General features: G+C 43.3%; 14 protein-coding genes. 6 read left to right on the top strand and 8 right to left on the bottom strand.

Annotated features, from left to right (window positions below; translation table 11 throughout):
* Positions 1 to 29: 29 nt before the first annotated feature.
* The 3 genes from MKZ11_RS02370 to MKZ11_RS02360 form a co-directional block, all read right to left on the bottom strand.
* Complete coding sequence (locus MKZ11_RS02370) at positions 30 to 389, bottom strand: hypothetical protein (RefSeq protein ID WP_340792461.1); 360 nt, start codon at positions 387 to 389, stop codon at positions 30 to 32.
* Between the two features lie 13 nt (positions 390 to 402).
* Positions 403 to 1047, bottom strand: a complete 645-nt coding sequence (locus MKZ11_RS02365; RefSeq protein ID WP_340792460.1) for a CPBP family intramembrane glutamic endopeptidase — start codon at positions 1045 to 1047, stop codon at positions 403 to 405.
* Positions 1048 to 1205: 158 nt separating this feature from the next.
* A complete protein-coding gene (locus MKZ11_RS02360) occupies positions 1206 to 1313 on the bottom strand; it encodes a YjcZ family sporulation protein (protein WP_340792459.1) in 108 nt (35 codons plus the stop codon).
* A gap of 353 nt (positions 1314 to 1666) precedes the next feature.
* On the opposite strand from MKZ11_RS02360, the gene MKZ11_RS02355 reads away from it, so the two are divergent.
* Together MKZ11_RS02355 and MKZ11_RS02350 are read left to right on the top strand one after the other, a co-directional pair.
* Complete coding sequence (locus MKZ11_RS02355) at positions 1667 to 1999, top strand: hypothetical protein (protein WP_340792458.1); 333 nt, start codon at positions 1667 to 1669, stop codon at positions 1997 to 1999.
* Between the two features lie 69 nt (positions 2000 to 2068).
* Complete coding sequence (locus MKZ11_RS02350; protein WP_340792457.1) at positions 2069 to 2542, top strand: DinB family protein; 474 nt, start codon at positions 2069 to 2071, stop codon at positions 2540 to 2542.
* Between the two features lie 333 nt (positions 2543 to 2875).
* Here the strand turns inward: MKZ11_RS02350 and MKZ11_RS02345 are convergent, their stop codons facing one another.
* From MKZ11_RS02345 to MKZ11_RS02325, 5 genes are all read right to left on the bottom strand, one after another.
* Entirely contained in the window at positions 2876 to 3508 is a 633-nt protein-coding gene (locus MKZ11_RS02345; RefSeq protein ID WP_340792456.1) for a response regulator transcription factor, read from the bottom strand.
* Complete coding sequence (locus MKZ11_RS02340; protein WP_340792455.1) at positions 3483 to 4529, bottom strand: sensor histidine kinase; 1047 nt, start codon at positions 4527 to 4529, stop codon at positions 3483 to 3485. Before MKZ11_RS02340 ends, MKZ11_RS02345 begins: the two co-directional genes overlap by 26 nt.
* The gene (liaF, locus tag MKZ11_RS02335; RefSeq protein ID WP_340792454.1) at positions 4526 to 5227 is read right to left on the bottom strand and encodes a cell wall-active antibiotics response protein LiaF; all 702 of its coding nucleotides are present in this window, start codon (positions 5225 to 5227) and stop codon (positions 4526 to 4528) included. The genes MKZ11_RS02340 and liaF overlap by 4 nt, the downstream gene beginning before the upstream one ends.
* 79 nt (positions 5228 to 5306) lie before the next feature.
* Positions 5307 to 5993, bottom strand: coding sequence for a PspA/IM30 family protein (locus MKZ11_RS02330; RefSeq protein WP_340792453.1), 687 nt, complete (start codon positions 5991 to 5993; stop codon positions 5307 to 5309).
* 16 nt (positions 5994 to 6009) lie between these two features.
* A complete protein-coding gene (locus tag MKZ11_RS02325) occupies positions 6010 to 6360 on the bottom strand; it encodes a lmo0954 family membrane protein (RefSeq protein ID WP_340792452.1) in 351 nt (116 codons plus the stop codon).
* A 187-nt stretch (positions 6361 to 6547) separates the two neighbouring features.
* On the opposite strand from MKZ11_RS02325, the gene MKZ11_RS02320 reads away from it, so the two are divergent.
* The 4 genes from MKZ11_RS02320 to MKZ11_RS02305 all read left to right on the top strand — a co-directional run bounded on the left by MKZ11_RS02320 (position 6548) and on the right by MKZ11_RS02305 (position 11456).
* Positions 6548 to 7696, top strand: coding sequence for a thiolase family protein (locus tag MKZ11_RS02320; RefSeq protein ID WP_340792451.1), 1149 nt, complete (start codon positions 6548 to 6550; stop codon positions 7694 to 7696).
* Positions 7697 to 7709: 13 nt separating this feature from the next.
* A complete protein-coding gene (locus tag MKZ11_RS02315; RefSeq protein ID WP_340792450.1) occupies positions 7710 to 8480 on the top strand; it encodes an SDR family NAD(P)-dependent oxidoreductase in 771 nt (256 codons plus the stop codon).
* 64 nt (positions 8481 to 8544) lie between these two features.
* Positions 8545 to 9693 (top strand): acyl-CoA dehydrogenase family protein, encoded by a 1149-nt coding sequence (locus tag MKZ11_RS02310; protein ID WP_340792449.1) that lies wholly within the window; start codon positions 8545 to 8547, stop codon positions 9691 to 9693.
* 140 nt (positions 9694 to 9833) lie between these two features.
* Positions 9834 to 11456 carry a long-chain fatty acid--CoA ligase gene (locus MKZ11_RS02305; RefSeq protein WP_340792448.1) on the top strand — a complete coding sequence of 541 codons (1623 nt, stop codon included), beginning with the start codon at positions 9834 to 9836 and terminating at the stop codon, positions 11454 to 11456.
* Positions 11457 to 11941 lie beyond the last annotated feature (485 nt).

Below are 11941 nucleotides of genomic sequence, written 5' to 3'. Positions count from 1 at the left end.
CCCTTATAGAAGGGGGAATGCGTACAGCTTTATTCTTTTTGACCGTATACTCCAAGATAGTTTTTCCGTGAAATGATATCAACCTTCCTACCTTCTTTTTCATACGTCGTCATTGTTTCCGTTTGATCAACTTTTTTCCATCCGCTCAATCGGATAATTAACTTGTAGCGAATAGGCAAGCCATGTTCTTCGGATGCTGGTTTCCAAGTGTAACTCTCAAAGCTTTTTTCACTTGAGACTTTCTGAATTTTTGCCTGGTCGGGGATGGGGAACCCTTCAGAATAAAGAGCCTCCTCAAATGTTTGTCCATAGTAAAATAAGAGCGCAATGAGGAATGCCATGAAAGTAACTAGCAGGTAGCGTATTTTGAATGGTTGCTTTTCTTCCAACTCGTTCACCCTTTCAATAGAAGTAAATGACATAGATGCCGACAATCAGGACTCCAATATCCGCAAACATGTGAATTGTCCAAGAGGGTAAAATTGTTCCACTTTTTTCATTGGCAAGCTGAAAAATAATTCCGCCGATCCAAAGCCCCGAAACGGCTAGCACGAGGAGGGGAAGGCTGAACCATGGAAGAAAAATCGTGATATGGTAGACCGCGAAAAGGAAAGAGGGTAAAACATATTGAACCTGTGACTTTCCGATAAGATTCGGCAACAGACCGCGGAAGAAAAACTCCTCCAGTATCGAATTACCGAGTAGGATGTATAAGGCGATGAACGGAAAAGTTAGAGTCGTTATACCCGCCTTAGAAAGGTCAACGATTAGCGCATCAATATCTATGAATGGCTGTAAAATAATGAAAGCCACAAGGATAATCCCCATAATTGCAACTCCGGAACCGATTGCAACTTTCATGCTCTTTTGATCGGTTAGACGCATGCGTAAGAATGGGAATCCTGACTTTCGGAATAAAATGACCGGGATAAATAGGAAAAGCATCGCTTTCGCCACCGTTTTCCATAAGTATGCAACCTCTAAAGATTGTTCGATCCACAGAAGGAAAACGATGCTAATTACTGATAAACTAAGTCCTCTTTTCATAGCATGAACCCCCGATCGCTGATTCAGTATTGGACGACCGCTCTATGTATTAAGTTTCATTCAGGAAAATTAAAGAAAGAGGGCGCCTTTAAAAGCGCCCTCTGAAATCAGATATGTTTCCATACTAGTGATTGCTTATTGGTGCCTGACAAGGGCTCCTAATAAATGAAGCTAGCACCAATAATAATTAACAGGATGAAAAGAACAACAATCAGTGCGAATGAATTCCCTGCGAATCCACCTTCGTATCCACCAGATTGACCCATTTTTAACACTCCTTTCGTCAAAGCTCTAATCTAGCTTATGTGGGAATTACAGGACTGTAAGGGCAAACGCCTCTTAATCCAATCAGGAAAAGTTTATAGGTAATCATTTAGAGGAATAGTAATGGAATACAGAAAAAAGAGTAGACAAATAAAAAAATGGAGTTGCCATCCTGCATCACTTGACGACGTCCTGCTTGCAGATTGGATTAAAGATGTTGTATCATTAAACTAAAGTATTAGAATCAATACATTTTTCGGAAAAACGGTGGTGTCCATCAGGCATTAATTGCACCGATACCGAAGTGGAATCGCCGTTCTCCGAATTGCCATTCGAAGAAGGAGGTTTTATAAAGATGACTAAGTCAGACGGTAAATATCCAAACAAAGAAGATCTTGAACCAAACGTAAAAGGGATGCCCAATTCCGATGAGCTGCCGCTTGCGGATCCATCCGATTCAAATACATCACATATCTTTAGAGAAAACGAACAAGACAAGACGGGTGAGAACAAACCTTCAGCTTTTGGAACAAATAAGGTAGACAACCCTGACACAGGATACAACAAGCCGAAGTCAGGTGAGCGCTTTCCTTTTGGTGAGAATACTAAAGAAAATGGCAACTTCGATCAACATACACATGACAAATGGAATAAAGAGAAACCGAATGAAGATCCTTTTAAACCATAATTAAGCAGCGGTCGTCCCTTTGAGGAGCGGCCGCTTTGATTTTAAGGTAGAGTATAAGGATAGAAGGGAATGGTAATCATAGAAACATTAAATCAGTTGAAATTTACACGTATTTATACACTTGGACGCCTTGTAAAGTCAAAAACAGAAGCTTGGGACGCACAACCAACAGGGTTCAATAACACAATTCGTTGGAATGCGGGCCATATTTATATAACGATGGAAACACTTATTCAAAAAGCGGTGGAGGGCTATGAACTGGTCAACCCTGAATGGATAGAACTGTTTGTGTCAGGGTCAAGCCCTGATATCTGGGAAGATAATGTTCCCTCAACAGAGGAGCTCCTTGCGGCTTTGGAAGAACAACCGGGGCGTATTGTTAAAGCGCTGGAAGGGAAACTGACAAATACGTTACAGGAACCGATGTCAATTGGGCCTTTGCATACAATGGTGACAGTTGAGGCAATCGTTCAATTCGCGGTGTGGCATGAAGGTGTCCATGCAGGCATGATTAACGCTTTGAACCGCTTGGCAGGAGAGTAAGCCTAAAATAATAGTGCGCAAGCATCTGTTCAGGAGCGATAGGCATCATGACGGTGATAAGCGCCTTTCACAGGTTATTAGCGGCCGATAATTTTATAATTTCCTGTATTAAAAAAGCAGCGACCAAACATCAGATTTAATCTAATGTTTGGTCGCTGCTTTTCCATATATTATAGAGATTTTACGTCTAGTCCTCAGCAACTAGAGGCTTACAGGATGTGGGGGCACGCAGCCGAGAGGGATTGAACTACATCCTGCCCAGGCAAAGCTCGCCTTTCTTTAGCCCGTCTTATGTCTGTTGCATCTGAAATGGCGATTTCGCTTTTGTTTATTTCAATCGACCAACTCATGCTTAAACGCATAAATGACAGCTTGTGTCCGATCTTGTACTTCCAGTTTAGATAATAGATTGCTAACATGCGTCTTCACTGTTTTCAATGCAATAAATAAATCATCCGCTATTTCTTGATTCGTTTTTCCTTTCGCAAGATGTAGTAAAATTTCGAGTTCGCGTTCGGTCAACTCTTCATGGGGCTGTCGCTCATTACCAGCACGCATTTTTTGCATCATTTTCGTCGTCACTTCCGGTTCTAATACCGTTTGTCCTTTCAGCGTTTCACGGATCGCTTCTGCAATTCGCTTCGCATTCGACGTTTTCAATATGTAACTAATGGCGCCTGCTTCAAGTGCTGGATATACTTTGTCATCATCCAAAAAACTTGTCACGATAACAATCTTTGCTTCCGGCCACTCCTTTATAATAGCGGCAGTGGCTTCAGCGCCATTCATTTCCGGCATGACCATATCCATCAAAATAATATCCGGACGCAATTCGAGTGCTTTGCCCACGGCTTCACGTCCGTTTATCGCTTCGCCTATGACTTCCATGTCAGGCTGAATCTGTAAGTACGCAGATACACCGATTCGTACCATCTCATGGTCATCCACTAACAGGATTTTGATCATTCAGTTCATCTCCTTTTCTGGCAGGCAATTTTACTTCCACAATTGTCCCTTGTGAGGGAACGGAAACAATTTTGCATGTGCCCCCGATTTCAATTGCACGTTCTTTTACATTTTGCAGTCCGTACGAGCCGCCTTTTCCATCATTATCCTTAAATCCTATACCGTTATCTTGCACGCGGAAAATGGCAAGACCGTCCCGTTCCACGAACAACACATCTACTTCTGTAGCTTGTGCATGCCGTAGTGTGTTGGATAACGTTTCCTGTGCAATACGGAATAAGTGATCTTCTGCACCTTTCGATAAAGTTACTTCTTCCAAGCGAAAACGAATATTGAATAGTACTTTCTCTCTCAATTCAACTAATAGTTCTTCAAGACCTTCGGCGAGCGATTTGTTATTCAAAGCCGCCGGCCGTAAATGAAGGAGCAATGCCCGCATTTCAAGTTGTGCCTGCTGAACGATCCGTTCAACTTGGAGCACCGGTTTTTGTGTTACTGTATCTTCATTACTTTCCGTAATGGCGGATAATAGCATCGAAGCGGCGAACAGTTGCTGGGAGACGGAATCATGCAGTTCGCGAGCGAGTCGCTGTCGTTCCTGTACAATGCGCTCTTGAATTAGTTTGTCTTGGGCTTCCGCACGCTCATCGATAATTCGCTGCAAACTTTTCCGTTGTGTATGAATGACAGTTGACACTGTCCCGATTGCCCGGTCCATACGGGGGGAAAATTTTTCGGTTGAAGAGGCATCTTGTTCAGTGTCGATTAACCCCGTTAACCTTTGCTCGATTGCTTTTTCTTTTGAACTTCCAAGAAAACTCGTCCAAATGGCAATTCCCCAGGCAAGCAGGAGAGCTGTATTCAAAATCCACCAACCGAGTGGAACATCTGCAAATTGCAATTCATAAAATGCAAACCAGCTTTCCTCTAATGGCAAGCCAAGAAGAAAATAGATATATGCTGCTGCAATTGCGATAAATAAAAATGATAAAACAAGCCCTCGTCCGATAACAGCCTTCATTTTCTCGTCACCTCGACATCTCCGCCCCAAGTGGAAAGAGTAATGATTAGCTCAGGAGACTCAGCTGATTTCCCTTCATAACTATCCTTCATATGGAGCGATTCATTGATGAGCCGTTTTCTGTAGGTATCGAAAAGTTTAGCATCGCCGATTAGTGTCGTGTAATGAACGCGTACGGGAATCTCGTAAGGCAAGTCAATCTTAATTTTCCCTATACCTTGCCTAACGGAAATTAAAGAAGTTCCTTTCGGTAACACCGTATCGGTAACGTCGATGTGAATATCACCAAAGATCCCTTGGATATGAATGTCCTCCCACTCGTACGATGAAAAGGGGGATGATTGAACGGAAAATAATTTGTTTTTCCATATCCCGTTCGGTGTTTCACGCTGAAGGTCTTTGAGAGGACGCATAATTTCCTCCGACGGGACGCCTTTCCATAACTTTACAAGGACGTACAAGATGACGGTGAAAATGAGAACCCGTAAACTCCACAATGTAAAAAGCGCCATTGCAATGAAAAACAAGCCAGGTAAAAATAGTAGTTTCGACCGTTTTCGTAACCCGTAATAAATCAGTCCGGCACCAAGAAGGACGAACACGATGTTGCCATTATGAAAAAAAGCTGCTTCGACAAAAATGAGCAGTAAAAATGTGAATCCCCAAAATGTGATTTTGCTCGTATCGAGTCGTTTCATTTTTTATTCTCCCTTCTTGAGGTCAGAATCTCTGGAAATAAGGAAAGGAAGGCAGATGCCTCCCTACCTACAATCTATTTTACACAATTTCTTCCGCTTTTGCGGATTCTTTCTCTAATGTCCAGACTTCAGGTGCTAGATGATCGGCACCCTCCGCTTTTCCTAATGATTCCAAACGACGGTCCATAGAGGAAGTTTCGTACTCACGTTCAATTTTCCCGCCAAGGTTTTCGATATACTTTTTCATGTCACCAACTGATGCCATCTTGCTGTCTGCATTTTCAGGAGAGATGACTTGGTCCATCCGGTGATGGGCACGTGTCACGTTCTCTTTTCCCATTAATTGCAATTGACGCACTTTCATATCTTTCACTTTATGTTTCATTTCCTCGAATTTACGCTCTAGGGAAAGAAGTTCATAAGCTGTTTCCGTCACACTTTCTGATAGCTCTGCCGCACGTGTGTCATACGTAGCAATCTCCTCTTCTGCAAAAGCGACTAAGTCTTCTTCGCCGGCAGTTTTTGCAAGTTTAAGCTGGCTGCGGCGTTTATCCGCCATGTTTTCTGCTTCTAATAGCTCTTTCTGCAGTTCTGTTTTTAGTTTGCTTTGACGTTCAAGCAATTTCCCGATTGAGTCCGTTTGTTTTTCTGCCTCGCGAATGTATTGATTCAACATTGCGATTGGATTTTTGCTTTCTTTCTTGTCTAATACCGTGTGAAGATCTGCCTGTATTGAGTATTTAAATCGATTCCAAAGTGAGTTCATAGTTAGTTCCTCCTCATTATTTTGTGATTTCATTCCACTGACGTTCGAAGTTTACAAATGGATCATCAGAGGTGTTAGTGATGATGTTACTGTTTTCTGAGCCATGCCATTTACGCCAAACATAGAAGACACCGACTATAGCAATAATCCCGATGAACGCAGGCACATTTGCAATTGCTGTTAACAAGCCAATGACAAGTACGCCTCCCCAGAACAATTTCGAGATTGTGGAAGTGCTCTTTCTGAAATAATGGAACCCCGCATATGCAACCACTGCAGAAAATGCAAGTGCAAGAAGTGATCCAAGATTTGCAAGGACAACGATTGCCGCTGTAATACCAAGTGCTGCCAGACCAAGTTTTTTCATTTGTGTTCCTCCTTTCGATTGTAGCTTAATCTTATAATGATTTTCCGCTTGTCCAAACGGGCGCTGTGCGGATTTGTAACTACGCCTTAAGGCTGAATCCTTCTAGGACATACTAGACTTCAATAGATTTGTAAGTTATTCTAGTATTCAATGAAGATTCTTTTAATTCAGAGAATGAGGTGTAGGTATGAAAGATGTTGTCATTGTTGAAGGGGTACGAACTGCAATCGGGCGAAGAAAAGGAGGTTTTGCAAATTACAGACCTGATGAACTTGCAGCAGTGGTGTTTGAGGAGCTTGTCAAGCGGGCTGGTATTTCGAAGGGCGATGTTGAAGATGTCATTTTGGGGTGTGTGACACAAGCAGGAGAACAGGGTGGAAACATCGCCCGTACAGCTGCGTTAATCGCAGGCTTCCCTGTACATGTGCCCGGAGTGACAATTGATCGGCAATGCGGATCGAGTCAGCAAGCTGTTCATTTCGCGTCGCAGGCAATTCTCTCGGGAGATATGGATATCGTCATCGCAGGCGGCGTTGAAAGTATGACACGTGCACCAATGATGTCCAATATGGGAGATGTGAAACCCAGTCCAAAGCTTATGGAAAAACATGAAATCATTAATCAGGGACTATCAGCGGAGCGGATTGCAAACAAATGGGAGCTGTCACGGGAGGAACTTGATCAATTTTCATTTGATAGCCATCAAAAAGCAATTCGTGCAATTAATGAAGGAAAGTTTGAAGACGAAATTATACCCGTTGAAATTACAAATGAAGATGGCACAACCGAAATTTTCTCTATAGATGAAGGCCCTCGTCCAGGAACGACAACAGAAGTGCTGGCTGGATTACGGACAGTATTTGATGAAAATGGTGTGATTACAGCGGGGAACGCAAGTCAAATGAGTGATGGCGCGTCTGCGGTCCTCCTGATGTCACGTGAAAAAGCGGACAAGCTAGGCCTTAAACCACTTGCACGCATTGTTGCGCGAGCAGTGATCGGTTCCGATCCGACATTAATGCTGACTGGACCGATTGAAGCAACGCGAACAGTACTCGAGACAGCGAATCTTTCAATAGAAGATATAGACACGTATGAGGTGAATGAAGCGTTTGCACCTGTTCCACTTGCATGGCTGAAAGAAATCGGTGCAGATCCCATTAAATTGAACCCGAACGGCGGGGCCATTGCCCTTGGCCATCCGCTTGGTGCGACGGGAACAAAATTGCTGGTATCCATGATGCACGAATTAAAACGAACCAATGGACGGTACGGGTTACTCGCAATTTGCGAAGGGATGGGTATGGCGAACGCAACAATTATCGAACGCCTTTGAGGGGGATTTAGGGATGGAAATGAACAAAATTGCTGCAATTGTAACAGGTGGAGCGTCGGGTCTTGGAGAGGCCACTGTAAGAAGGATAGTAGGCGCCGGAGGGAAAGCAGCTATTTTCGATAGGGATGAAGTGCGTGGATGTGCACTTGCGAACGAACTTGGGGAAGAAAGTGTTCTATTTCTAAAAACGAATGTTGCGAATGAGGAAGAAGTGGAAGTGAATGTAGCTTCCGTCAAAGAGGCATTCGGGGAAATAACTGCCGTTGTCAATTGCGCGGGCATTGCGACGCAAGGGAAAGTATTGTCGCGAAGCGGTCCGCTAGCGCTAGACCAATTTGAACAAGTAATCCAAGTCAACTTGATAGGTACATTCAATGTAATTCGTTTGGCGGCGGCCGCTATGCAAGGGAATGAACCAAACGAAGAAGGTGAGCGCGGGGTAATTGTGAATACCGCATCAGTTGCTGCTTTTGAAGGACAAATTGGACAGGTTGCCTACAGTGCATCAAAGGGTGGTGTAGTGGGAATGACGTTACCGATTGCCCGTGAACTTGCGGCATTCGGTATTCGTGTGATGACTATCGCGCCAGGTCTTGTAGAAACACCATTATTTGATGGGCTACCGGAATCCGCGCGTAATTCACTTGCTGCAATGGTCCCGTTCCCAAAACGACTTGGACGACCAAAAGAATATGCAATGCTAGTTGAAAGTATTTTCATAAACACATTGCTCAATGGTGAAGTAATCCGGTTGGATGGGGCGATTCGGATGCAAGCCAAGTAAGAAAAATGGCATATGTAACGTACAAGACATAACTATATACATGCTATCAAAGGAGGCTTTACCATTGGCAAAGTACAGATTCGAAACGGATGAGCACGTCATGTTCAGAGATTCACTCCGAAAGTTTCTTCAGAAAGAGGCAATCCCGTATTACGATACCTGGGAAAAAGACCGGCTCATCCCGGTAACATTTTGGAAGAAGCTTGGTGAAATGGGATTTCTCTGTCCGCAAGTTGAAGATGAATACGGCGGACTTGGTCTGGACTTCAGCTTCGGCGTCATTATCGGAGAGGAACTTGAACGAGTGGGATCAGGTCTTACAGGCGTGGGATTACACAATGATATCGTCGTTCCCTATATTGAATCATACGGCACAATCGAACAGAAAGAACGTTGGTTACCGGGTTGTGTGAGCGCTGACATTATTACAGCTATCGCAATGACGGAGCCGGGAACAGGATCAGATCTCGCCAATATCCAAACGACTGCCATTAAAGACGGTGATTACTATGTCGTCAATGGTCAAAAGACATTTATCACAAACGGCATTAATGGGAATCTTGTGCTCGTTGCAGTAAAAACCGATCCGCATGCTGAGCCGAAACATCGCGGTGTCAGCCTGCTTGTAATAGAAGAAGGAACGCCTGGTTTCACGAAAGGCCGTAAGCTCGATAAAGTTGGTCTGCATTCGCAAGACACGGCGGAGCTATTTTTTGAGGAGTGCCGTGTGCCAGCATCGAACTTGATAGGTGAGGAAGGAAAAGGATTCAGCTACTTAATGGAAAAACTTCAACAGGAACGGCTTGTTGTTGCGATTGCTGCACAAACGGCATCAGAAGATATGCTGGAAATGACGCTCGAGTATGTAAAATCGCGAAAAGCATTCGGAAAACCGATTGCTTCATTTCAAAATACACAGTTTAAACTTGCAGAAATTGCAACTAAAGTGGAAATTGGCAAGGCATTTGTCGAATCGCTTATCGAAGACCATATAGCTGGAAAAGATATCGTCACAAAAGTATCTATGGCAAAATATTGGCTGACCGATACGGCACGGGAAATCTCCTCGGAGTGCATGCAACTGCACGGTGGATACGGTTATATGGAAGAATATAAAATTGCAAGACGTTATCGAGACATCCCTGTTGCGTCGATATATGCGGGGACGAATGAAATCATGAAAGTCATTATTGCAAAGAACATGGGGTTGTAATAGGTTAAGAAACTCAGTGGAATAAATGTACTCATCGTCTCATATTATTAGTCGGGACCGTATGTGATGAATAATTGCTAGTCCATGCCGCACCGATTAAGAAAAAAAATCCATTCTAAATGAAAAGGGGATTGATTGGTATGATGCAAACACCACTTTTATTATCATCTTTCATAAAACGAGCGGAGCAATATTTCCCGGACAAGTTAATTATTTCGCGAACCGGGGAAAATTCCATTCATCGTATTCCGTATAGCGAATTTGCGAAACGAACGCGAAAACTTGCAGATGCATTGACGAAACTCGGCATGCAGCATGGAACAAAAGTCGGTTCATTCGCTTGGAATCACCATCGTCATTTAGAAGCGTATTTTGGCGTGCCTGGAACAGGCGCTATCCTTCACATGATCAATATTCGATTGTCTCCGGAACATATTGCGTATGTCATCAATCACGCAGAAGATGAAATTCTGCTGGTCGACGATAATTTATTCCCACACCTTGAAAAACTTGCACCCTATTTGAAGACGGTGAAACATTATATCATCATGGGAGACAGCACGGAAATCCCGGAGACATCTCTTGAAAATGTGCATTCATATGAAGCGCTTCTTGCAACTGCATCGGAAGACTATGCTTTTCCTGAAGATCTTGATGAAAACACACCAGCAGGGATGTGCTACACATCCGCTACGACAGGTAATCCGAAAGGGGTCATCTATACGCATCGCGGACTTGTGTTGCACAGTTATGCACTAGGACTAGCCGATGCGATGGGTTTATCAGAGAAGGATGTCATACTGCCAGTTGTACCAATGTTCCACGTCAATGCTTGGGGAATGCCGTTCGCTGCAGTCTTTTTCGGAACAACACAAGTTTTGCCAGGACCAGGCTTAAACCCAAAATTGCTATTGGATCTGATTGAGCAGGAGAAGGTGACTGTAACTGCTGGTGTCCCGACAATTTGGCTCGCAGTGCTGAAGGAACAGGAAGAGAAACCGAGAGATTTGTCTTCGCTACGGGGAATCGTAAGCGGCGGTTCTGCATCGCCAAAAGGATTGATCCGGGCATTCGAAGAAAAACTTGGTGTGCCGTTCATCGTCGGCTATGGCATGACTGAAACAACACCACTTGTCAGCATGTCTGTCTACACTTCTGGCATGGCAGATTTAACGATGGATGAGAAAATCGATATCCGAGCGCTTCAAGGATTGCCGATGCCAGGCCTTGAAATCCGTATCATCAATGAAAATGGCGATGCACCTTGGGATGGCAAGACGATGGGGGAATTGGCGATTCGGGGCCCTTGGATTGCAAGTGAATATTATAAAGATGAAAGAACTGAAGAAGCATTCCGTGATGGGTGGCTCCTTACAGGTGATATCGCAGTCATGACGGAATTTGGCTACCTTAAATTAATGGATCGTACAAAAGATTTGATCAAAAGCGGGGGCGAATGGATTTCGTCTGTTGACTTGGAAAACGCCTTGATGACACATGAAGATGTTTTTGAAGCAGCGGTTGTCGCAATTCCGCATGAGAAATGGCTTGAGCGCCCACTTGCATGTGTTGTCTTAAAAGAAGGGAAGGTTGCTGATGAAGAGATGAAACAGCGATTGCTAACCTATTTAGGAGGCCAGTTCGCTAAATTGTGGGTGCCAGATGATGTTGTCTTCTTGGATGAAATTCCGAAAACTTCAGTCGGCAAGTTCCTAAAAGCTTCTTTACGTGAAAGTTTGAAAGACTTTACGCTAAAAGTATAAATAGAAAAGCCATCTGGCTTCTATCAGATGGCTTTCTTTTCGTCTAGGAAGTTATGAGGTTTCCTCTGATGAAGCTTGTTGATAACTAATTAATAAAGAAGTAATCGGGTAGTCTTGTGGATAAAATATAAAATTTTCTGAAATTATCAACAATTTTATTAAGTTATCCACTTCATATGAGGATAACTTAATAAAATGTAAGGATATCCACAATCAAAAATTGTTAGGAGTTCATCAAGACAGAAATAGGTGTTTACAAGATATCGACAGTGATTCCCTACAAAAGACGGACATATCAATCTAGGTTCTTAAAAAACGGGAAGAAATAGACGGTTTCACAAACTTTAGCCATAATTATTTGATTTGAAAAATCGAACTGAAATCATATTTCGGATGCCTTCGGCGTAGAATTATAGTAAGAACACGAAACCTTAGCATATACTGAATCGTCTTTATGCTGCCGGACTCTGTTTGCATAGAGGTTC

It is taken from the genome of Sporosarcina sp. FSL K6-1508, from assembly GCF_038007465.1.
Classification (GTDB): Bacteria; Bacillota; Bacilli; order Bacillales_A; family Planococcaceae; genus Sporosarcina; species Sporosarcina psychrophila_B.
This window is presented reverse-complemented; position numbering and strand designations above follow the sequence as displayed.